Source organism: Kibdelosporangium aridum (assembly GCF_900176515.1).
Taxonomy (GTDB): domain Bacteria; phylum Actinomycetota; class Actinomycetes; order Mycobacteriales; family Pseudonocardiaceae; genus Kibdelosporangium; species Kibdelosporangium aridum.
The window spans coordinates 1895871-1917850 of the sequence record NZ_FWXV01000002.1 but is presented as its reverse complement, the minus strand read 5'-3'; the positions used below and the strand labels follow the sequence as shown (position 1 = coordinate 1917850).

At 66.6% G+C, this 21980-nt stretch carries 23 protein-coding genes; 13 read left to right on the top strand and 10 right to left on the bottom strand.

What is annotated here, in order from left to right:
• Window positions 1–32 precede the first annotated feature (32 nt).
• From B9C43_RS18690 to B9C43_RS18655, 6 genes are read left to right on the top strand one after another with little or no spacing between them, the layout of a single operon-like run.
• Window positions 33–470 (top strand): hypothetical protein, encoded by a 438-nt coding sequence (locus B9C43_RS18690; protein WP_051896752.1) that lies wholly within the window; start codon window positions 33–35, stop codon window positions 468–470.
• Window positions 470–2200, top strand: coding sequence for a hypothetical protein (locus B9C43_RS56730; protein ID WP_160096561.1), 1731 nt, complete (start codon window positions 470–472; stop codon window positions 2198–2200). The genes B9C43_RS18690 and B9C43_RS56730 overlap by 1 nt, the downstream gene beginning before the upstream one ends.
• Window positions 2197–2952, top strand: coding sequence for an ESX secretion-associated protein EspG (locus tag B9C43_RS18670; protein ID WP_084427852.1), 756 nt, complete (start codon window positions 2197–2199; stop codon window positions 2950–2952). Before B9C43_RS56730 ends, B9C43_RS18670 begins: the two co-directional genes overlap by 4 nt.
• Window positions 2953–2964: 12 nt before the next feature.
• Window positions 2965–3477: a YbaB/EbfC family nucleoid-associated protein gene (locus tag B9C43_RS18665; protein WP_235038677.1), complete on the top strand. Its 513-nt coding sequence runs from the start codon at window positions 2965–2967 to the stop codon at window positions 3475–3477.
• Window positions 3478–3492: 15 nt separating this feature from the next.
• Entirely contained in the window at window positions 3493–3804 is a 312-nt protein-coding gene (locus B9C43_RS18660; RefSeq protein ID WP_084427850.1) for a type VII secretion target, read from the top strand.
• Window positions 3801–5291: a WXG100 family type VII secretion target gene (locus B9C43_RS18655; RefSeq protein WP_051896748.1), complete on the top strand. Its 1491-nt coding sequence runs from the start codon at window positions 3801–3803 to the stop codon at window positions 5289–5291. Before B9C43_RS18660 ends, B9C43_RS18655 begins: the two co-directional genes overlap by 4 nt.
• 236 nt (window positions 5292–5527) lie before the next feature.
• Here the strand turns inward: B9C43_RS18655 and B9C43_RS18650 are convergent, their stop codons facing one another.
• From B9C43_RS18650 to B9C43_RS18640, 3 genes are read right to left on the bottom strand one after another with little or no spacing between them, the layout of a single operon-like run.
• Window positions 5528–6259, bottom strand: coding sequence for an SDR family NAD(P)-dependent oxidoreductase (locus B9C43_RS18650; RefSeq protein ID WP_084427848.1), 732 nt, complete (start codon window positions 6257–6259; stop codon window positions 5528–5530).
• 55 nt (window positions 6260–6314) lie between these two features.
• Window positions 6315–7490: a DUF445 domain-containing protein gene (locus tag B9C43_RS18645; RefSeq protein ID WP_084428324.1), complete on the bottom strand. Its 1176-nt coding sequence runs from the start codon at window positions 7488–7490 to the stop codon at window positions 6315–6317.
• 53 nt (window positions 7491–7543) lie between these two features.
• Window positions 7544–8482: an oxygenase MpaB family protein gene (locus tag B9C43_RS18640; RefSeq protein WP_084427846.1), complete on the bottom strand. Its 939-nt coding sequence runs from the start codon at window positions 8480–8482 to the stop codon at window positions 7544–7546.
• Window positions 8483–8578: 96 nt separating this feature from the next.
• On the opposite strand from B9C43_RS18640, the gene B9C43_RS18635 reads away from it, so the two are divergent.
• A complete protein-coding gene (locus B9C43_RS18635) occupies window positions 8579–9355 on the top strand; it encodes a hypothetical protein (protein ID WP_084427844.1) in 777 nt (258 codons plus the stop codon).
• Between the two features lie 21 nt (window positions 9356–9376).
• A complete protein-coding gene (locus B9C43_RS18630) occupies window positions 9377–10561 on the top strand; it encodes a DUF445 domain-containing protein (protein ID WP_084428322.1) in 1185 nt (394 codons plus the stop codon).
• On the opposite strand, the gene B9C43_RS18625 is transcribed toward B9C43_RS18630, so the two are convergent.
• The 4 genes from B9C43_RS18625 to B9C43_RS18610 form a co-directional block, all read right to left on the bottom strand.
• Window positions 10558–11391 (bottom strand): metal ABC transporter permease, encoded by an 834-nt coding sequence (locus tag B9C43_RS18625; RefSeq protein WP_033388368.1) that lies wholly within the window; start codon window positions 11389–11391, stop codon window positions 10558–10560. The two genes, B9C43_RS18630 and B9C43_RS18625, sit on opposite strands and share 4 nt — an antisense overlap.
• Window positions 11391–12179 carry a metal ABC transporter ATP-binding protein gene (locus tag B9C43_RS18620; protein WP_200825568.1) on the bottom strand — a complete coding sequence of 263 codons (789 nt, stop codon included), beginning with the start codon at window positions 12177–12179 and terminating at the stop codon, window positions 11391–11393. The genes B9C43_RS18625 and B9C43_RS18620 overlap by 1 nt, the downstream gene beginning before the upstream one ends.
• 14 nt (window positions 12180–12193) lie before the next feature.
• A complete protein-coding gene (locus B9C43_RS18615; protein WP_084427840.1) occupies window positions 12194–13111 on the bottom strand; it encodes a metal ABC transporter solute-binding protein, Zn/Mn family in 918 nt (305 codons plus the stop codon).
• 148 nt (window positions 13112–13259) lie between these two features.
• On the bottom strand, window positions 13260–14360 hold the full coding sequence (locus tag B9C43_RS18610; protein ID WP_033388365.1) for an ABC transporter ATP-binding protein: 1101 nt from the start codon (window positions 14358–14360) through the stop codon (window positions 13260–13262).
• Between the two features lie 268 nt (window positions 14361–14628).
• Here B9C43_RS18610 and B9C43_RS18605 point away from each other — a divergent pair, with 268 nt between their 5' ends.
• Both B9C43_RS18605 and B9C43_RS18600 read left to right on the top strand, forming a co-directional pair.
• Window positions 14629–15729: a LacI family DNA-binding transcriptional regulator gene (locus B9C43_RS18605; RefSeq protein ID WP_084428320.1), complete on the top strand. Its 1101-nt coding sequence runs from the start codon at window positions 14629–14631 to the stop codon at window positions 15727–15729.
• A 69-nt stretch (window positions 15730–15798) separates the two neighbouring features.
• Window positions 15799–16995 (top strand): serine hydrolase domain-containing protein, encoded by a 1197-nt coding sequence (locus B9C43_RS18600; RefSeq protein WP_084427838.1) that lies wholly within the window; start codon window positions 15799–15801, stop codon window positions 16993–16995.
• 41 nt (window positions 16996–17036) lie between these two features.
• Here B9C43_RS18600 and B9C43_RS18595 read toward each other — a convergent pair whose 3' ends face one another.
• Window positions 17037–17714, bottom strand: a complete 678-nt coding sequence (locus B9C43_RS18595; protein WP_033388363.1) for a hypothetical protein — start codon at window positions 17712–17714, stop codon at window positions 17037–17039.
• 131 nt (window positions 17715–17845) lie between these two features.
• Here B9C43_RS18595 and B9C43_RS18590 point away from each other — a divergent pair, with 131 nt between their 5' ends.
• Together B9C43_RS18590 and B9C43_RS18585 are read left to right on the top strand one after the other, a co-directional pair.
• Window positions 17846–18337, top strand: a complete 492-nt coding sequence (locus tag B9C43_RS18590) for a beta-class carbonic anhydrase (RefSeq protein WP_033388362.1) — start codon at window positions 17846–17848, stop codon at window positions 18335–18337.
• Between the two features lie 14 nt (window positions 18338–18351).
• Complete coding sequence (locus B9C43_RS18585) at window positions 18352–19218, top strand: HhH-GPD family protein (RefSeq protein ID WP_084427836.1); 867 nt, start codon at window positions 18352–18354, stop codon at window positions 19216–19218.
• Here the strand turns inward: B9C43_RS18585 and B9C43_RS18580 are convergent.
• Window positions 19215–20660, bottom strand: a complete 1446-nt coding sequence (locus B9C43_RS18580; RefSeq protein ID WP_084427834.1) for a M1 family metallopeptidase — start codon at window positions 20658–20660, stop codon at window positions 19215–19217. The two genes, B9C43_RS18585 and B9C43_RS18580, sit on opposite strands and share 4 nt — an antisense overlap.
• 40 nt (window positions 20661–20700) lie before the next feature.
• On the opposite strand from B9C43_RS18580, the gene B9C43_RS18575 reads away from it, so the two are divergent.
• A complete protein-coding gene (locus B9C43_RS18575) occupies window positions 20701–21444 on the top strand; it encodes an alpha/beta fold hydrolase (RefSeq protein WP_084427832.1) in 744 nt (247 codons plus the stop codon).
• Here B9C43_RS18575 and B9C43_RS18570 read toward each other — a convergent pair.
• Window positions 21437–21958 (bottom strand): 2'-5' RNA ligase family protein, encoded by a 522-nt coding sequence (locus tag B9C43_RS18570; protein WP_033388358.1) that lies wholly within the window; start codon window positions 21956–21958, stop codon window positions 21437–21439. The two genes, B9C43_RS18575 and B9C43_RS18570, sit on opposite strands and share 8 nt — an antisense overlap.
• Between the last annotated feature and the right edge of the window lie 22 nt (window positions 21959–21980).

Sequence of the window (21980 nt, the reverse complement as noted above, 5' to 3'; positions counted from 1 at the left end):
CCTCATCGGGTCTCCCCTGCGAAGGAACTTCCATGTACGTCGACGAACCCGCCGACGCGCCGAACACCCCTGCCAGCCATGCCGCGACGACCTTGAGCGAGCGGATGGTGGATGTCGCGGCACTGGATACCGCGGTCAAGTCGGGCCAGGTCACACTCGAACCCGAAGCGGGCCAACGGTTATTGACCACGTTACGAGGCCAGGCTGACGCCGCCGCCGAGTGGCTGACCAGGCTGCGTGGCATGTCGCGTCCGGTGCCGCTGGGCACCAACTGGGTCGGCGAGGCCATGTCCGGCAAGTTCGAACGCCGTGCCGACGGCGAAGACGTCTCGTTCGTGAACGTGCTGGCGCAGTACCACCAGATGCTGCTGAAAGCGCACGACGCGGTCGATCACGCGATCCGCGGCTACCAGTCCACCGAGCGCGGTTCCGCGCAGGCGTTCCACGGCGTGTCAGGGGAGTTGGCCTGATGGCGGACGATCGGCACCACAGCGGGTTCGACCAGGACGAGTTCGAGCGCTACGACACCTTCGACGCACCGGTGTCCGACCAGGCCAACCCTGGCCGTGAAGGGCTCTTCGGCGACCTCGGCCGGTTGTTCGACCAGATCAGGATCGACAACGCGGCGAACAAGCTGGACGACAACGTCTCGCTGGGCGAGGACCGTGTGATCACCGAGTCCGGCAACTGGGCGGGCGTGCCGCACCGGCAGCTGTACGAATCGGTGCACACCAACAACAACCCGGCCGAGGCGTACGCGCTGGCCAAGGAGTGGACCGACCTCGGCAACATGATGGCGGAGAACTCCCGCGCCATGGACGAGGCGATCCGCAGCACCGAATCGGGCTGGACCGGCGTCGGCGCCCAGATGGCCCGCGAGTCCACGCTGAAGCTCGCGACCTGGGGCGGCGACGCGGCGCAGACCTCGCAGTACATGGGAACCCGGATCGCGGACCAGGGGCTGGCCACCGAACGCGCGAAGGCTTCGATGCCCGAGCCACTCGAGTTCGACTACCGGGCGATGCTGGAGCAGGGCTTCCGCTCGGGTGGCCTCGCCGGTTTCATGGCCGCTGCCAAGGACGTTCAGGTCGCCAGCGAGCAGTCACGTGCCGCGCATGAGCAGGCTGTCCGGGTGATGACCGAGATGGAGAACGAGTCTCGGTCCGTTGACCAGACGACTCCACGGTTCGTCGTCCCGCCGGACGCGACGTCCGATGACAGCAGCGCGATGAACGGCCTGATGATGCGTTCGCCAATGGCCACCGCGACGGGAGCCCCGACGTCGTCTGGTCCCGATGGCGCGATGATGGCGATGTCCGCTGGAGGCGTGCCGACGGGCCAGTCCGGAACACCCATCAGTTCTCCGAGCGGGTTCAGCGGCGGTGGTGCCCCCGGCGGTGGTGTCCCCACTGGTGTCCCTGGTGGCGTTCCCGGTGGTGGTGGCGGTGTTCCGCAGGGCGGTTTCGGGTACAACCCGGCGGCCGCGTCGGCCGGACCGTCCAATTTCAACAGTCCACAGTCGTACACGCCACCGAACATCCAGGTGCCCGACGTTCCCAACCTCGGCACCAGCACGTCCGGTTACACCCCGCCGACGATTCCGGGAACCGGCGGTGGCTATCCCAACGACTCCACGCACCGCGGCGTCAACTACACCCCGCCCAACCCCAACCTGCCCGGTGGGACGTACACGCCGTACAACCCGAACCTCACCGGGTCGAAGAACCCGACCATGCCTCCGAGCTACACGCCAGGAACCACGCCTCCTGGTTACGTGCCGCCGAAGGTGCCGAATTTCTTCTCCCCTCTGACCGGGGATCCCAACGCACCACGCCTGAACTACGCCGGCGGCGGTATTCCCACTGGCGGTGCGAGCAGCGGTGGGTTCGTGCCTCGTGGCATGGGTGGCGGTGCCGGCTTCAGTTCACCCGGCGGTGCCGCAGGTATCGGTGCTTACGCTGCCGAGGAAGCGGCGATGCGCGGCGGAAACAATGCCGCTGCGGCTCGGGCTGGCGCTGCAGGCGCACCTGGGATGGGCATGGGTCCGATGGGTGGCGCGCAGCGCGGCGAGGAGGACAAGGAGCACCGCTCCAAGTACGCCACCGGTGAGAAGATCGTCGAGGAGCCTGGCCGGATGGTGCCGCTCGTCATCGGTGAGAAGACAGCCAAGCAGCACAGGGAAGAACGGCAGGATTCGTGACGGACTTCAGCGTGTCCGCGCGGGAATTCGACTTCCTGTGGGAACACCTCGAACTCGGGCGCATGCCGTATCCGATCGACGTACCCAGCAACGGCACGACGATGAGCGAGCGCGACAGGATGCGTACCGAAGCTCTCGACGCATTGGCGGACAGAGGTTTGCTGCGCGGTCGCTTGCCCGAGTTGCTGCGGGTGCTGGCCGCACCGACGGTGTCGGTGGACACCGTCGGGTTCGCCGACGGCCCGATCCGGGGTTTGGCCGCGTCCGACGGCAGTCAAGGAGTGCTGGCCACGGTCGAAGACGACATCGTGTCGTTCACGGCCATCCGCCACACGTCACTACCTCGTTCCATTGTGGACGTTCTACCTGTCGGGGAGCCCGGCACCGGCAGCGCGATTTCCGTGCCGCATCAGGCCGTGCAGCGGGCGATCGACGGCGACGACGACGATCCGTTCGGCGATGACGACGAGCGCAGCATCCTGGTGCGCAACGGGGTCAGCGAGCACGACGCGAGGGAACTGCTCGAGCTGGCCAACCGTCGTGTCCGAGGTGGACAGTTCGGCGTCACCACCGCCAGCAGGGCGACCAGCATGCGTGCCAGCCGGCGAACCCGGTCCAAGACCATGATCACGTGGTTCGACACTGGTGCCGGGCGCTACCTGATGGTGCACGACGGGACGTGGGTCAGCATCGCGCCCGCCGGTGCCGACCGGATCGCAAACCGTATCGACGAACTGCTGCGCGCAGCCTGAAAGCGAGACCTGGTGACCGAAGCGATCAACGACTGGATGGCCGGGTTCGAGGCCCGGATCGCCGACCTCCAACGCAAGTCGGCGGACCTGCAGCAGAACATCGCCGCCTCCGGCGCGACCGCCACGTCGCCGGACGGTGGCGTGCGCGTGACCGTCGGCCCGACCGGTGCGCTGCAGGACCTGCAGCTTGCGCCGTCGACCACACGGTATCCGCCAGCCGAGCTGGCGGGGATCATCATGCGTGTTGCCGCGGAAGCGCAGCGGGAGGCCGCCCACCGCGTTGCCCAGGCATTCGCTCCGGTTGCCGAGGGCACGGACGCGATGCGGATGTTGCAGGAATTCCTGCCGCCACCACCCGAACACGTCTCCGACGCGCCAGTCGACGGCCTGCCCGGAGTGGACGACATCGACGAGCCTCCCCAGCCGTCCACACCGCCTCCGTCTCCACCTCCGCCTGCCGCGCCACCGCGGCCACCCCGCCGTCCATCCACACAGGACGACGACGACTTCGAGCAGCCTTGGTGACGTTGGGAGAACACCGTGCCTGATCAGAGCTTCGCAGTCGTCGACGACGAACTGCGTGCCTTCGCGAAGGCGTTGCGGGACACCGCCGACAAGGTGAACTCGTCGGCCAACGTGGTGCGTGGCGTCAGCTACAACGTGACCACATGGGGCATCGTCGGCCAGCTGTTCTCCATCGGCGCGCGCAAGGCCACCGGTGACGCGAGCGCCGCGCTGGAGAAGGGCGCGAACAGCATCCGGGACGCCGCGACCGGCGTGGACAACTCCGCGCAGGCGTACGCCGACAACGACACCTTCCTCGCGAACAACAACTTCGGGGGCAACCAGTGAGTACTGAGGCGAAGACCGAGGAAGAGGTCAGGGAGGCCTACGAGTACTCGAACTTCCGGCTCGACGACGAGAACAAGTTCGCCGGCGGCGGCATCGTCGAGTCGTTCTCCGAACTGGTCGGCGCGATCAAGAAGGAAGGCGAGAACGACGCCGCCCAGATCGCGGTCGCGAGCGTCACCGTCGGCCTTGACGTCCTCGGCATGGTGCTCGACCCGCTGGGAACGGTGTTCGCGGCCGGTGTCGGCTGGCTGATCGAACACATCGGCTTCCTGCGTGAACCGTTGGACCTGCTGATGGGCGATCCGGACGCGATCAAGGCCAACGCGGCCCTGATCCAGATGGAGGCCGCGAAGTTCAAGCAGTACGCGGCGGAACACGACCAGGCACTGGCCGCGGTCGCGGGCTGGAAAGGCGAGGCCGCCGACAAGTTCCGCAAGAGCATGCAGGACCTGTCCGAGGAACTGCAGTCCTACGGGGAAATCGTGTCCGGCGCCTCGGACACGACGGTGAACATGGGCGTGGCCGTCGCCGCGACTCGTGCGCTGGTCCGGGACATCATCGCCACGCTGATCGGCGGCCTGGTCGCCGGAGCGCTGGCCGCGGTGGCGGCGGCGTTCTTCACCTTCGGTGCGTCGATCGCCGGTTTCATCGCCACGGCAATCGGTTTGGCCGCGTCGACAGCGGCGAAGATCGCCAAGTTGATCTCGAAGCTGACCGGCATCGTCGGGCGGATGTCCAAGCGGATGGCGGACCTGTCCCAGTACATGGCCGACGTCGCCAAGCGGATGGAACGCTTCGCCGACGCGGCACGGCGTAACCCATGGCGGCCGGGCGGCAGCTGGAAGAACCCGTCGGACGACCTGGCGAACCTGCCACCGTTCAAGACCTCCCCCAGCTCCTCCGCACCGCCACCGCCCAAGCGTTCGGACACCGCGCCGCCCGACTTGGCCGTGCCGCCACCCAAGACCCCAGACCCAACGCCAACTCCGCCGCCCCGGTCGAACTCGCTGCCCGCCGACGGAACCCCGCCACCGCCGCCCAAGCGGCAGGACACAGCACCCGCAGGCACGTCGACATCGAGCACGACGCCCAAGGTCGAAGACCCGCCACCGCCACCGCCGAAGCGGGCGGACACGATGCCGAACATGCCTCCGCCCAAGGCAGTCCCGGAAAGTTCCTGGGCCGCGTGGACAAAGGGCGGCTACCGCAATCAGGAACAACTGATGCGGCCGATCAACGAGCTCAACCGCTTGCCACAGCAGGCAATCGCGGACATCGCCCGCAAACTGTTCGGCAACAAGCACAGCAATGAGGTCATGCACGCGTTGGAGACCGCGAAGAACGTCCGCGAACCGAGTTACATGGTGAGCGTCGGCGGCATGCAGATCCCGCTTGGTGCTTTTGGTGCTTCGTTCAGCCAGATGGCGAACGAGGCGACCAAGGCGGACGATGGTCGCGAGGATGCCCGCGAAGCCGCAGGCGCCTAGCCCCTCGCCAAAGGAGATGCCCCCGCCGTTCCCCGGCGGGGGTTCGTCAAGATCGGTGGCCGTAGCGGGACGGTGGTTCGGATGGCTTTCCTTGGTGAAAGCCCCTCCCTCTGAGTGGCTCCCTGCAATTCTTTTCAAGAACCCGAAACAAGAGCGTCACCGAGACACCCAACCAGCGCCGCGACTCCCGGCTCGCCAGTGACCGTGTCCCCAAGTAGCTCAGGACTTTGTCCCGGTCAGGTCGTGTAGCCGCCGTCGACGGCGATCTCCGCGCCGGTGACGTACCGGCCGGATTCACCTGCGAGGTACGAAACCATAGCGGCGACGTCCCATGCCTCGCCGTATTTGCCCAGCGCCACGTGGCCGCGGTTCTCGTCGGCCATCGGGCCGTCGGCTGGGTTCATCTCGGTGTCGATCGGGCCGGGGTGGATCAGGTTCGCGGTGATCCCCCGTGGCCCCAGATCCCGGGCCAAGCCCTTGTTCAGGCCGATCAAAGCCGTCTTGCTGAGTGAGTACAGCGAGTACGCGGGACCGGTGACGCGGGTTGCCGCGCAACTTCCGATCGTGATGATCCGGCCGTCCGGGCCCAGATGGGCGGCTGCGGCTTGTGCGGCGACGAACGCGGCCTTCACGTTGACGTTGACCACGTGGTCGAAGTCCGATATGGACAGTTCGGTGATCGGTGCGAACGCTGCCGTGCCCGCGTTGTTGACCAGGATGTCCAGTCGTCCGAACTCGGCGACGGTCTGGGATACCGCTTCTTTGACCGCTTCGGGCGATGCGCTGTCGGCTTGGATCGCCAGTGCGCGGCGGCCGGTTGTCTTGATCTGCTCGACGACGTCCGCCGCGCGTTCCTTGCTCTGGTGGTAGGTGAACGCGACGTCGGCGCCGTCCTGGGCGAGACGGATCGCCGTTGCCGCACCGATTCCCCTGCTGCCCCCGGTGATCAGGGCGACTTTTGTGTTCATGTCTCCATGAAAACTTGCTGAGGCAAGGAATTCTGGCGGCTATCCGCCACGGCGCTCAGTGCAGCAGGAGCAGCACTTGCAGTTCACCGACCAGGAAGCCGATCACCGCGCCGACCGCGATGAGTTTCCACTCGTCCTGCCGGAACGCCGGGCGCAGCAGGCCTTCGTACTGGATCGGGGTGAGCTGCTGCATCTGCGTGATGATCGTGTTGCGGACGTCGAGCGCGTTGCTGGCGTAGTCCTCGACGTGTTTCACCGTGGTGGGCAACAACTCGATCGCGCGCTTGGCGGCCACCTTCTTCATCTCCTGGTACCGGCGCGAACCGACGGTCAGCACCACCAGCGGCTTGACCAGGCTGACCTGGGTGTCGATCGCGCATTGCACCTCGCGCTGGACCAACGCGAACAGCCGGTCGGACTTCGGTCCGGTCAGCACCGCTTCGAGGACGTTCTGCACGGTCAGCACTTCGCGGGCGATCAGGTCGCCGTAGTCGTGGGCGACCTCCATCCGGCGGCGCTGGAACATACCTTGCCACGTGAAGAACAGGAACTTCTTCGGCTCCCGCGGGAAGAAGATCATCTTCAGCGCCAGCCAGTCGGTCAGCCAGCCGGTCAGGCCACCGAAGATCGGCATGATCCACGGGCTGTGCGTCAGCGCCCACGCGCCGAGTTGCACCAGGCCGATGACGAAACCGAAGTAGATGCCCGAGTGCGCGATGAACCGCATCTCCGGCTGGGCGACGTCCCGGATCAGCCGGTTGAGCAAAGCCTTGTCGCGCACCAGGTTGCGCACGGCCATATCGCGCACGTCGAGGACTTCCTCGATGTTGCCCGCGATCTCACGCATCAGCTTCTCGACCACACGCGGCGCGTCCGCCTGGATCTGCTTGATCAGCCGCTGCTGTGCCTGCGCCGGCAGCATTTCCCACAGCTGCGGCTGGTACTCCGCCATCAGCTCACGGGTGACGTCCTCGACCGCGCGCAGCAGCGGCTCGCGCAGTTCCTCCGCGACGCGTTGCGGGTCCAGCCGCGCGAAGATCTCCTTCGGCCGGATCAGGTTGGTGGTCAGCAGTTCCATCGCCACGCTGGCCATCCGGTGCGCGTTGCGCGGGATGACGCCCTGCCAGCCGATGAACGTGCCCTTGACGCCGACGAACTCCACCGGCCGGTACATCATCTCGATCGCGACACGCTTGGTGACGTAGCCGATCACCGCCGCGATGAACGGCATCGACACGTAGACCACCCACTGTGGAATCAGGATGGCCTCCCCGAGTCACGACACTATCCAGTCTGTGACAGTACCTCCGGGCGGGCCGTCGCGCGTTCGACTGCCTGCGTTTTGATCGGCGATTCACCGACGCTGTCGCGCAACAGCTGCAGCAGCACCCGCAAGGAACGCCGGGTGATCATCTGGTCGATCGGGTTGTCCGGCAGGCGGTACAGCTTTTTCGCCCACGGCGGCAGCAGGTCGAACGCGGCCTTGTTGAGCAGTTTGCTGCCCGCGCGAGCGGTCGCGGTCTTGCCGATCGGTCCGGTGAAGAAGCGGACCACATCGGCGGTTTCCTCGGAGAACGTCAGCTGCGGGCGCATCTCGGCGAAGTAGGCTTCGACGTCCGCCGCGGTCTTGGGCACGTCGGTCGCGCCGAGCATCTCGGTGATCACGGCGTACTCCGCGTAGTACCGGTCGACGTCCGCCTTGGACACCGGACGCGGGTGATAGCGCAGGTGTGCCTGGATGATCCCGTAGGCCTGCGTCACGCCGGTCCACGTCAGGTCCTCGGAGGACGAGGCGTCGTACGTGCGCCCGTCGGGCATGGTCCCGTGCACGTGTTTGTGCATACGCCGCACGGTCTGCACCATTTTCTCGGCGACCGGGGTGCTGGCCCAGCACATCGTGTTGACGAACGAGACCGTGCGGCCGAGCCTGCCGAGCGGGTCGTCCTTGTAGACCGAGTGCTTGTTCGTGCCGTGCATCGTCGGCTCGTGCAGTGAGCCGAGGATCAGCCCCATCACGCCGCCGACCACCCCGGACGGGTCGTCGTGCACGTACCACATCACCGACTTCGGGCCGAACAACCCGGGATCGCCTGCCGGGCCGGTGTACTGCTCGCCGGGCAGCTTGTCGGCGTTCAAGGCTTTCGCCCAGGTCAGCGCGATACCGCGCTTGAGGTTGCCCATCATCGCGAGGTCGCCGAGGTCGAGCAGTCGCGAAACCAGCACCAAGACCTCCCTGAGACAAAGCGGCTATGTTTGTTTCAATGTCTCACTCGATCGCGACCCTGTCAACGCGAGCCGACCAGCGGCGATAAAGCGAGTGTGAGCACGCCGGGGTACTTGTTCAAGGTTTTCGCCGGGCTGATCGGCGCATTCACGCTGATCGGCCTGGGTTACGACATCGAGAACGGCCGTGCGGACTCCGACAGCTGGCTGGCAGTGCTCGTTGTCGGGACGGTCGCCGCATGGCTGGCCGTACTGGGCCACAAGTGGCACGAACCTGAGTCAGTACGTGACTGCGATGTCGCCGATCGGCCAGGTACCCGCCGTTTCCGGCCGCCGCGGCAGCCGGAATGGCTGCCGCACGAGGCGTGGTTCGACTTCCCCGACCCGTTGCCAGACGTGCCCGACGTGACCGGAGTGCCAGAGACGGACGTCCCAGTCGGTGACGTCCCACCCGACCACACATTGCGGCGCCTCTGGCTCGTGCGTGCCCAGCTCGCCGCGCACTTGGACCCGAAGATCGCCCGGTCCCGGAAGAAGTTCCCCGGGGCGGAGGCCTTGGCGATCGCGTCCGTCGGGCTGGCCGTTTGCGCGGCCCTGGCCTTGATCGGAGCCGAGCAGCAGCCCGGGGATCGGTTCGTGTTGGGCCCGTTGCTGGCATGCGGGCTGCTGCTGTGGCCGTTCGCGCGGTGCCTTCTGCACTACACCGAGGGCTTCACGCTGGCGGCCAAGCGCAAGCGGGCACTGGAGTACGCCGAAGCCCGGCTGATGGAGATGGATCGCAAGCGGCCCGGTGGTCCACTGGGCGGCCCGGCCGTCCAAGCCGGAGAGTTCCCGTACGTCCCGCCGAGCGTGCCGCCAGGCAGACTGCCCTGAACCCTCGCTACCGTGATCGTCATGGCGGACTGGGTGGTCTACGTGGCGATGCCGTTCGTCGCGGCCGCGCTCGGATACGTCACCAAACGGATCGCCATCGAGATGATGTTCCGGCCGCTGCGGTTCATCGGGATCCCCGGTACATTCCTTGGCTGGCAAGGAGTTGTCCCCCGCAACGCCGAACGGATGATCCGGATCGCCGCGGAGATACTGACCACGCGGCTGGTCGACGCCCGTGAAGTGTTCGCCAGGGTCGATGCGGATCGGTTGGCTCACGAGCTCGAAACGGCGTTGCTGCTCGAAGTGGACGCGATCACCCGCGAGGTGATGGCCAAGCACCATCCCGGCTTGTGGGAAGCGTTGCCCGTGCTCGCCCAGGATGTGGTCGTCAAGCAGGTCCAAGCGGGCGCACCGGAAGCCGTCCGCAAGATCGTCGAAGCGTTGCAGGACAACATCGACCAGGTGCTGGACATCAAGGAGCTCGCGGTCGGCGTGCTGCGCCGTGATCCCGCGCTGATGGTCCGGCTGATCAAGGACATCTCCACACCGGAGATGGCGTTCATCGCCCGGTCGGGGATCTACTTCGGCTTCGCGCTCGGTCTGGTCCAGACACTTGTCTGGGCGCTGACCAAGGAACCGCTTGTGCTGCCGTTGTTCGGGATGTGCATCGGCTGGTTCACCGACTGGCTGGCGATCAAGCTGGTGTTCTTCCCCAGGGAACGCAAGCTCGGCTTCCAGGGGATTTTCCAGAAGCGCCGCGACGAGGTCGCCGAGCAGTACGGCCTGCTGGTGGCCAACGAGGTCATGACGGTGCCGAACATCCTCGAGTCCGTCCTCAATGGACCTCGGGCCGACCGGCTGAAGGCGTTGGTCGAGAAGGTGGTCTGGGAGACGGTCGACGAACAGGCCGAGCTGGCGAGACCGCTGGTGATCAGCGCGATCGGCGAACACCGCCTGCGGCAGATGAAACGGGACGCGGCGATGAAAGCCGTCCAGCGGCTGCCCGACACGATCCGGCACGCCGAGGACTACCTGACCGAGACGCTGGACGTCGGCAACACGATCGCGACGAAGATGCGCGACCTGACCAGGGTCGAGTACGAAGGCCTGCTGCGGCCGGCGTTCCGCCGCGACGAGTGGAAGCTCATCGCGGTGGGCGCGATCATCGGGTTCGCCGTCGGCGAGTTGCAGGTGTTGCTGCTCTAAGCGGTCGCACGGACCCGGGAGAAGGCGCGGGCGACCATGTAGATCAGGAACGAGATCGCGGTGACGAACGCGCTGACCGGGACACCGGGAGCGAGCGACAGGATGATCCCGCCGAGCACGGCCACCTCGGCGAACACGACCGAAAGAATCGTTGCCCGCAAAGGGTTCGCGGTGATCCGGCAGGCGGCCGCGGCAGGCGTGACCATCAACGCGAGCACCAGCAAGGCACCAACAGTCTGCACGCCAAGCGCCGTCGCAACGCCCACGAGCACGGCGAAAATCGGGGACAGCACACCGGTCGGCACGCCACGGGCCTTGGCCACGTCGGGATCGACCGACGCGAACATCAGCGGCCGGTATATGAACGCCAGCACGGCGAGCACCACCACCGCGCACACCGCCAGCAGCACGATCGAGCTGGAGTCCACGCTGACGATCTGGCCGACCAGCAAGCCGAACTTGTTCGACGCCCGCCCCGGATACATCCACAGGAACAGCACACCGAGGCCCAGCCCGAACGCCAGCACGACACCGATCACCGAGTCGTGCTCGGAACCCCTGCGTGCCAACAACCCCAGCACCAGAGCGGCAATGATCGCGCCGGCCAAGGCACCCAACCCGACACTGAACCCGAGCAACAAGGCCGCGGCACCACCGGTCACGGCGAGCTCGCTGGTGCCGTGCACCGAGAAAGCCATGTTGCGGCTGACGATCAACGGACCGAGCACACCGGCGAGCAGACCGAGGATCGCCGCGGCGATCAGGGCGTCACGTACGAAGCCGTACTGCAGGACCTCGATGGTCTTGTCGAAGTCGAAGAACTTGTCCATCAGTCCACCTGCAGGTGATGCGGCTGGTTGGACTCGACCGCGCCCTGCGCGCCGACCACGATGATCTGGCCGCGCACCCGGACCACGTCGATCCGAGTGCGGTAGAGCTCGGAGAGCACCTCGGAGGTCATCACCTCGTCCGGCGTGCCGATCCGGAACCGCCCGTCGACCAGGTAGAGCACCCGGTCGACCAGCGGCAGGATCGGGTTGATCTCGTGCGTCACGAACAGCACCGAAGTCCCCGCGTCGGTCCGGCGCTTGTCGATCAGCTGGCTGACCGCCTGCTGGTGCGCCAGGTCCAACGACAGCAGCGGCTCGTCACAGAGCAGGACGTCCGGATCGCAGACGAGCGCCTGCGCGACGCGCAACCGCTGCTGCTCGCCACCGCTGAGCAGGCCGACGGGCCGGTTCGCGAACGCCTCCGCGCCGACCGCCCGGATGGCCTCGTCGACGCGCTGCTTGCGCTCCCGCATGCCTTTGAGGCCGACTCCCCATCGGTGACCGTCGTAGCCCAACGAGACCAAGTCGCGGCCACGCAACGTGATCGTCGGGTCGAGCGCCCGCTGCTGCGGGATGTACCCGATCCCGGTGCCCTCCGGGGTCTGTATCGAGCCGCCGGACAGCTTCTGCAGGCCCAGCAGCACCCGCAGCAAGCTCGTCTTGCCCGAGCCGTTGGGCCCGAGCACCGCGACGAACTCGCCCTGCTTGAGCTCGAGGTCCAGGCCGGACCACAGGGTGCGCTTGCCGTAGGCCAGCGTCGCACCACGCAAGGCGACTCGCGTCGGCACCTGCGCCGTCGTCGTTACTTCGTCAGCGCGCTGGATAGCGCATCCACCTGCTTCGTCATCCAGTCCACGTAACCGCTGACTCCCTCCGGCAAGGTCTCGCTCACCTGCACGATCGGGATCCCAGCCGACTTGGCGGCTTCGTCGAGCTGGTTGGTCACCGGCGTCTCGGTCTGCTCATTATTGACCAGCGCGGCGACCTGCTTGTTCTTGACCAAGTCCGTGGTCTGCGCGATAGCGGTCGCGGGCGGGTCGGTCTCCTCCTCGACGGCCTTGGAGAACTCCTCCGGCGTCGCGTTGCGCACGCCCGCAGTCTCCAGCAGATACTCCGGCACGGGCTCGGTGACCACGACCTGAGCACCGGGCTTGGCCTTGCCGATCTGCTCGGCCTTGGCGATCAGCTGGTCGATCTGCCCGTCGAAGGCCTTGGCGTTCGCGGTGAAGGCGTCCTTGCGGTCTGGCGCGATCGCGCCAAGTTCCTCGGCGATCTTGTCCGCGACCTTCTTGACCGTCGGCAGGTCGTACCAGACGTGCTCGTTGGTGCCGTCCGGCTTGCCGGACACCTCGAAGGTGACGATCTTGCGTGCGTCCTGGCCGGACTCGGTGACCAGCTGGCTGAAGAAGTCGTCGTAGCCGCCGCCGTTGAAGATCGCCAGCTTGGCGTTCTTCAGCGCCGTCGCGTCGGTCGCGCTGCTCTGGTACGAGTGCGGGTCCGCGGCGGGGTCGTTGAGGATCGACTTCACCTCGACCTGGTCACCGCCGACGGCCTGCGCCACGCTGCCCCACACGTTGGTGGACGCGACCACCGCGATCTTCGCCGCTCCGCCCGCTGCCTGGGGCTGTTCGGGCTGGTTGTCGGCACTGCTGCCGCAACCGGCCAGCGTGAGCGCGAGGGCGGTGACGCCCGCGACGGGCCAAGCAAGGCGGGGGCTCATGCGTACTCCTGCATGGAAATGGAAACCGTTGTCGATTACGAAGTCTACGACACCTTTTGAGTTTTCCCTCCGCCGATCGAGTGACGCCCGCTACAGAAAGCGACCCCCACCGAATGTCGGCAGGGGTCGCTTTCGGGACTGCTGTGTCTCAGTCGGTGAGACGCTCGCCGGTCTCCGGGTGGAACAGGTGCACCTCGCTGGCGTCCCGGACCGCGATCTTGACGTTCTGGAGGAGCTGCGGCGGGGTACGGCCATCCACACGCACGACGAACCGCTCCGAGCCTTCGCCGATCTTCACGGTGCCGTGCACGAGGGCGTCGGCACCGAGCTCCTCGACGAGCTCGACGGTCATGTCGATGCCCTCTTCCTCCACGCTGGCCAGCCGCAGTGCTTCCGGCCGGATGCCGAAGGTCACCGTGGTCAGGCCCGCGCTCTCGGCGGCCGTCATGGCCGAGCGCTCCAGCGGCACGACGATGCCGTCGAGCCTGGCGCCCTCAGCCGCGAGCGGCACGGTCTTGAGGTTCATCGCAGGCGAGCCGATGAAACCGGCCACGAACGCGTTGGCGGGCTTGTCGTACAGCGCACGCGGGGTGTCGCACTGCTGGAGGATCCCGTCCTTCAGCACGGCGACGCGGTGCCCCATCGTCATGGCCTCGACCTGGTCGTGCGTGACGTAGATCGTGGTCGTGCCGAGGCGCTGCTGGAGAGCCGCGATGTTCGCGCGGGTCTCCACACGGAGCTTGGCGTCCAGGTTGGACAGCGGCTCGTCCATCAGGAAGACGCTGGGCTCGCGCACGATGGCGCGGCCCATGGCGACACGCTGCCGCTGGCCACCGGAAAGGGCCTTGGGCTTGCGGTCGAGGTACTTGCTCAGGTCGAGCATGGCGGCCGCCTCGGCCACCTTCTCCTTGATTTCGGTCTTGGGTGTGCCACGCAGTTTGAGAGCGAAGCCCATGTTCTCGGCGACCGTCATGTGCGGGTACAGCGCGTAGGACTGGAACACCATGGCGATGTCCCTGCCCTTCGGGGGCACGTTGGTGACGTCCTTGCTGCCGATCTGGATCGTCCCCTCGTCGACGTCCTCAAGACCTGCGAGCATTCGCAGCGCCGTCGACTTACCCGACCCGGACGGGCCCACCAGAACCAGGAACTCGCCGTCAGCGACATCCAGGTCAAGCTGGTCCACCGCGCGCACCGGCGGGCTGCCGGCGAACACCCGGGACGCGCCCACGTACGAGACCTCGGCCATCTGTTGTTCCCTTCGGTTACTGCTGTGTTCTCGCTCACCGTAGCTGGTCTTTTGTGATACGTCAGCCATCAGCGCGTATCGAAGTGGTGTAGACCAAAGTAACCGGTTACCCACTGCTATCCGACGTTTCTACCAGCATTCTTGGTCGATTTGAATGGTCTAGACCAACAGATGGAATTTCGCCGCCTGGACCTCGGCAAACAACGAAGTGATCTAGTCACCCTTCGGCGGACTTCTGCAATTGGTTCTGAACCGTTACCGTCACCGCATGGCGCGGTCAATACATGTACGGCGACCGGCGACGCTGGCCTCGCTGGCGGCCGAACTGGGGGTCTCCCGGACAACGGTCTCCAATGCCTACAACAGGCCAGACCAGCTGTCTCCAGAGCTTCGCCGAAGGGTGCTGGAGACCGCGAGACGGCTGGGCTATCCGGGCCCTGACCCGGTGGCCAGATCATTGCGGACCCGCAAGGCGGGCGCGGTCGGGCTGCTGCTGACCGAGAACCTGTCCTACGCGTTCCGCGACCCGGCTGCGCTGGGATTCCTCGAGGGACTGGCGCTGGCGTGCGAAGGCGCGGGCCAAGGTCTGCACCTCGTGCCGGTGAACCCCGAGCGAGAAGACGTCGCGGCCGTCCACCGGGCCGGAGTAGACGGTTTCGTGGTGTATTCCGTACCGGACGACGACCCGCATCTGGCGGCGGTGCTCTCCCGCCCGGTCCCGACGGTGATAGCCGACCAGCCGCACATCGAAGGCGTTGACCGCGTCGGCATCGACGACGGCACAGCGATCACCGAACTGGCCCAGAAGCTGATCACGCTCGGACACCGCCGCATCGGCGTGGTGTGCATGCGGCTCGCCCGTGACCGAAACGACGGCTTCGCCTCGGTGGAAAGGCAACAGAGCGCGCATTTCCACGTCCAGCGGACCCGTCTTGGCGGGTTGGCGACGGCCTTCGAGACCGTCGGCGTGGACTGGGCCTCCGTGCCCGTGGTCGAGCGGTTCGACCACAGCAGCGCGATGGGAGCCTCGGCCGCGGCCCAGTTGCTCGACGCAGACTCGCAGATCACGGCGTTGATCTGCACTTCGGACATCCTGGCCCTCGGTGCCTTGGCCGAGGCCAAGCGCCGCGGGCTGCGGGTTCCTCAGGACCTGACGATCACCGGGTTCGACGGGATCATCGAGGCCGAGCGGGTCGGGTTGACGACCGTGCGCCAGCCGGTGCTGGAGAAGGGCAAAGCCGCCGGGCGGCTGTTGCTGAGCCCTTCCGAGCGGACCCGGCCCCGCAGCATCACGCTGGAGACCGAGTTCCTGCCGGGCACGACCGCCGCGCCGCCTCGGACGACCGAGGAACGCTGGTTCGGGCCCTGACAGTCACGTCTGGGGCGGCGTCAGTGCGGTGACGGCACGGCGTCAGGGCGGCTGGCGATCGTTGCCGCCATGACACACACAGCCAAGAACACGAGCCGGATGACACGGGTCTTCCGGCGAATGGGAGTCACAGCGCTGGCGGTCACACTGCTGGCCGGGGCGGCCACTCCTGGCGTGGCCACCGCTGAGGTCTCGAAGGACCGCCCCGAACTGCAGCAGGCCGTCCAGGCGTGGGTCGATGCCGGTTTCGCCGGGATGCAGATGCGCGTGCACGATCAGCGCGGCGACTGGGTCGGCAGTGCCGGGGTGCGCAAGCTGGGCGCGGCCGCGAAGCCGCCGACGAACGGCCGGTTCTGGATAGGCAGCACCACCAAGACCTTCACCGCGACCCTCGTGTTGCAACTGGTGGCTGAGGGCAAGGTCGGGCTGGACGCCCCGGTGGCCGGCTATCTGCCTGAGCTCGGTGTTGACAGCCGGATCACTGTGCGGATGCTGCTGCAGCACACCAGCGGGTTGTTCAACTACACCGGCGACGTCTACGACGGGAAGTACGAGCCGGGGATCGCCGCCGTGGGCAAGGACTGGGTGGACAACCGATTCCACTACTACCGGCCGGTGGAGTTGGTGCGGCTCGCGTTGGCCAAGCCGCTGACGTTCCAGCCGGGGACGGACCAGAACTACTCCAACACCAACTTCACGCTGGCCCTGTTGCTGGTCGAGAAGGTCACCGGCCACTCGTACGACGAGGAGATGAAACGGCGGATCCTGTGGCCGCTGGGGCTGTGGGCCACCAAGGTGCCGGGCACCTCGCCGCAGCTGCCCGGACCGCACGCGCACGGCTACTTCCGCTACCAGGACGCCGGCGAGTGGAAGGTCGTCGACGTCACCCATCAGAACCTTTCCCTGCTGGCCGGCGCGGGCGACATGATCTCGACCACCGAGGACTTGCGGACGTTCTTCTCCGCACTGCTGGGCGGCAAGCTGCTGCCGGCCCCGCTGCTGGCCGAGATGCGCAAGCCGGTCGGCAAGTTCAGCCTCGGCCTCGGACTGTGGGTGCAGGACCTCGGCCCGGGCTGCGGCACCATCGTCCACCACAACGGCAGCCCGCCGGGTGGCTACGGGGCGTTCATGATGAGCACGCCGGACGGCAGCAAGATGCTGACCGCCTCGGTCACCATGGGCGACGCCGCGATCGACCCGGCAACGGAGTACCGCAAGGCGTTGGACGGGCTGCTCAAGACGGTGTTCTGCGGCGGGCAGGGCTAGCGGGTGACCCGCGCCGGAGGGGACCGGGATCGGCGCGGAGGTCAGGTCAGGACGAGCGGCACGGCGCCGCTCGTCAGACCGCCCAGTTTGCCGACGACGTGATACGTGCCCGCCTGGACGGTCGTGCGTCTTGTCGGACAGCCGGGAGCCGAAGTTCTCCCGGCCCATTTCACTTCGTACTGCTGGCGTTCACCAGGCTGCATGATCCGCAGGTCAGGTTCGTCGGACTGGTAGCAGTCCTTGCTGGACCACAGCCGGTTCGCACCGTCCACACTGGTCACGAGGACCTCGCGGAGTGAGCGGCTGAGGTCTCTTGTGCACGGGACTGTGCCCGCGTTGGCGACTACGAGTCTGAGGACCGGACGCTGGCCCACCCGGTACTGCGGTGCGCCGAGTTCCACGGTGACCTGCATCGCCGTGTCGGGGCATGGCAGGTTCGGGTCCGGCGGAGGTGGCGGCGGTGTGGTGGTTGTGGTGGTTGTGGTGACAGCGCTGGTCGGCGCTGCCGACGAAGTCGAGGACGTCGTTGACCCCGGCGGAGGTGGCGGCGGTGGGCTGGACGGCGGCTGCGATTCCCGCACGCCGGCGTTGGTGTCTTCGACCTGTGACCCGTCGCCGAAGAATCCACCGGCGGCCCAGCCGAGCACTACGAGCGCGACGACCACACCGCCGATAGCGACCATGCGCCGACGCCAGTAGATAGACGTTGGCTCATTCATGTGGGAAAAGTAACTCCGCGACTACCGCGGGTTGTGGATCTTACATTCACTAGATCGGGTTGTGTTCAGCTACGTGACGTCCATCTACCGACAATTGCGCTACCCCCACCCGAGACGGTTCCATCGGTGTCATGAGTGCCATCGACGAGCTGTTGCGCCGCAATTCGAACCTCACTGAGCGCACGCTGGGTGACCGCTCGACTCCGCAACCGTCGATGCAGATCGCGCTGCTCACCTGCATGGACGCCCGGATCAGGGTATTCGCGATCTTCGGCCTGCAGGAGGGCGAAGCGCACGTTCTGCGCAACGCGGGCGGGGTGGTCACCGACGACGTGGTGCGTTCGCTCGCGCTGAGCCAGCGCAAACTGGGCACACGCGAGGTGATGATCGTCCAGCACACCAACTGCGGACTGCAGCAGGTCACCGAGGACGGCTTCAAGGACGAGCTCGAAGAGGCCAGCGGACTGCGGCCGACCTGGTCGGTCGAGGCCTTCCGTGAGGTCAAGGACAGCGTGCGGACGTCGATGAACCGGGTCAAGCACGCGATCTACCTCCCGCACAAGGACTTGGTCCGCGGCTTCGTCTACGACGTGCACACCGGCGAGCTGACCGAGGTCGTCTGACAGAATTCCGGTCGATGGACGCACTGCTGATCGACTGGTACTCACACAACAGACGCGACCTGCCTTGGCGTCAGCCGGACACGACCGCGTGGGGCGTTCTGGTCAGCGAGATCATGCTGCAGCAGACCCCGGTCGCCCGGGTCGAGCCGATCTGGCTGGAGTGGATGGCCCGCTGGCCGGTGCCGTCCAAGCTCGCCGCGGTGTCCCAGGGCGAAGTCGTGCGGGCGTGGGGGAAACTCGGCTATCCACGCCGGGCACTGCGGCTGCACGAGGCCGCCGGTGTGATCGCCAAGGACCACAACGACATCGTTCCGTCCGATGTGGACACTCTGCTCAGCCTGCCGGGCATCGGCGCGTACACCGCGCGTGCCGTGGCGGTTTTCGCTTACGGGCAACGGGCTCCGGTCGTGGACACGAATGTCCGGCGGGTTGTCGCACGGGCCGTGCACGGCGCCGGTGACGCGGGTCCCGCGTCGAACACCCGAGACATGGCTGACGTCGAGAAGGTGCTGCCCATAGACGTTTCATCGGCCGCGACAATGTCGATCGCGCTGATGGAACTCGGCGCTTTGATCTGCACCGCGAAGAACCCACGCTGCGTCGATTGTCCACTGTTGACAGATTGCGCGTGGCAGAAGGCGGGCAGGCCGGAGTACACCGGACCGCTGAAGCCGGTTCAACGGTTCGCCGGAACCGACCGTCAGGTCCGTGGTCTGCTGCTGGATGTCCTGCGGGACACCGACGGGCCGGTCGAACGCGCCCGGCTCGACGCGGTCTGGGCGGACTCCGCACAGCGCGACCGTTGCCTGGACTCCCTGCTGGTGGACGGTTTGATGGAGCAGACCTCCAGCGGCCTGTTCGCCTTGCCTGGCGAGCACTAACCGCGCAGCGAGCCCGGGTACAGGTACTGGTCGGCTGGGATCTTGTCGCCGTGGAACCACGCGTCGTAGAAGCCGCGCAGGTCCTGACCTGCGATGTTCTGGACGAAGTCCTCGAACTGCTTCCATGACGCGTTGGCGTCCTTGTGCGCGGCCGGCCATTCCTTCAGCACGCGGTTGAACGCGTCCTCGCCGATCTGCCTGCGCAGCGCGTGCATCGCGAGCACGCCCTTGTCGTAGACGCCGTGGAACTCGTTGCCCTTGCCCATTCCGTAAAGCTTGTTGCCCCAGAACGTGTCGCGGCCTTTCACCCGGTCGATGGCTGTCCGGTACCGCTGGTCGAGGTTCTGCCGTTCCTTCGCTTCCGTCCACAACCATTGGGAATAGCTCGCGAAACACTCGTTCAGGCAGATGTCGGCCCACGAGTCCACCGACACCGAATCACCGAACCACTGGTGCGCGTTCTCGTGCACCACGGTCTCCAGATTCGTCCACCGCGCGTAAATCGGCCTGCCCTGGGTTTCCAGCGAGAACCCGATGTCCTCGTTCAGGTAGATCCCGCCCGCGACCTTCTGCGGGTACGGCCCGAATTTCGAGCCGAGGAACTCGAGGATCTCCGGCAGCCGGGCTTCGAGCTGCTTCTTGTTCTCCACGCCGGGTGCGTACGCGGTGACGACAGGCGTGCCATCAGGCAATGTCGAGCGCTCGTAGATCCATTTGTCGATGCCGATCGTGGTCAGGTACGTCGCCAACCGGGTCTCTTCCACCCAGCGGAACGTGGTCCACCCGTCCGCCGAAGTACTGGGTTCCTCGCGGCCGTTGGAAACCACTGACCACCCGTCAGGAACCCGTGCGGTCAGCCGGAACGTGGCCTTGTCGCGCGGATGGTCGTTGGCGGGAAACCAGAACGTCGCCGAATGCGGCTCCCCGGCCACGAAAGCACCGCCCGACCGGGATTTCTGCCAGCCGTTCTTGCCGAGCTGACCGTCTTCCCGCAACGCGGGCTTGCCCTTGTACCGGATGCGCGCTTTGAACGAAGTGCCCTTGGCGAGCGGTTCCGGCGGCGTGATCGACAGTTCGTGCTCGCCTTCGCGGCTGAATTGGGCGGGCTTGTCGTTGACGTCGACATTCGAAATGTCGAACCCGATCAGGTCGAGGTTGAACTTGCTCAGGTCCGACGTGGCGTTCGCGGTGACGGTTGTGTCGCCGTCGAGGTCACCGACAGCTGGGTCATAGCTGATCGAAACGTGGTAGTCGGTGACGTCGTATCCGCCGTTGCCGTCCTGCGGGTAGTACGGATCCCCCGCGCCGTCCGCGCCCGCGCCTGCGGCGTTGACAGTCGGCTGGGGTGACGGCGGGGAGTCAGGTGGTGAGCTGGTGCATCCCACGACCATGATGGATATCGCGATCAAGGTCGTCGCGAGGCGGCCGGGTGAGTGCTCCATGCGGCCTAACGTAACGAACGTGGTGTAAGGAAGAAGTCGAATGCGTCGAGTGGTCGAATTCGGGGGCCGTGGCCAGGGCATCCTGCTGCTGCACGGACTGATGGGGCGGGCGACCATCTGGTGGCCGGTGGCGCAGTGGCTGACCCGCTACGGCCGGGTCGTCGGGATCGACGCTCGCGCGCACGGCCGTAACCCCGTTCTGACCGGCCGGACCGAGGACTTCGTCGCCGACGCCGCCGAGGTGGTCCGGGACCTCGGGCCGTCGGTTGTGATCGGGCATTCGATGGGCGGACTGCACGCGTGGGCGCTTGCCGCGACCCATCCTGAACTGGTCAAAGGCATCGTGGTCGAGGACATGGCGCCCGATCAGCGCGGCAAGACCGTGGACAAGTGGAAGGCCTACTTCGACTCGTGGCCGACGCCGTTCCAGTCGCTGGCGCACGTGAAGGAGTTCTTCGGCCAGTACGGCGACCACTTCATCGAATGCTTCGAGGAACGCGACGACGGCTACCACCTGATCGCCGACCTGGAACGGCTCTACCCGATCGCCAACGAGTGGGGCGAACGCGACTACTGGGACCTGATCGAGAAGATCCAGTGCCCGATGCTGGCGATCGAAGCGGCCAACAGCGCGATGCCGCCCGGGCAGATGGCACAGATGCCGGTCCGCTCCCCCGGCGGCGGCACGCACATCGTGGTCGAGGGTGCAGGCCACGTCGTGCACCGCGACCAACCGGAGATCTATCGAGGCGCGGTCGAAGCGTTCCTGTCGTCGCTCACTTGATGATCTCTACCTCGGCGGTCTGCGTGTCCACGATCCCGACGTGCTCGACGCGCGCCTCGATCCGGTCGACCGGGTGCACCGCGGCGAACCCCTCGACCAGCTGGTGATGGTCGACGCCCTGGGTGAGCGTGCAGTGCGGCGTCCACGACCCCGGCATGAAATAAGCCTGCGGCGACTGCACGCGGCCAGCGAGCACGTCGTGGATGGCCGAGTGCACGGCGAGCAGTTCGTTGTCCACGACCGCGCCGAGCATCAGGACGTTCTCGGTGTCCGGGAACGTGCCGAGGTTCGACAGCCACAGGTTGGGGATGGCCAGCGTCCGCAGCTCGTCCTTGAGCAGATCACGGGTCTTTCGCGGAATCTGCTTGGCCGCGGCGAACGTCACACGCGGCGCCCACCGGCCGTTCGGGTGCTTGGCCAGGCTCGGCACTCCGGCCTGGTCAAGCCGCCGCCACAGCGCCCTGATCTTGCGTTCGGCCTCGTCGTCGAAGAAAACCGCCACGGTGTGAGCCACAGGTGAGCATCATGCCGGGTCA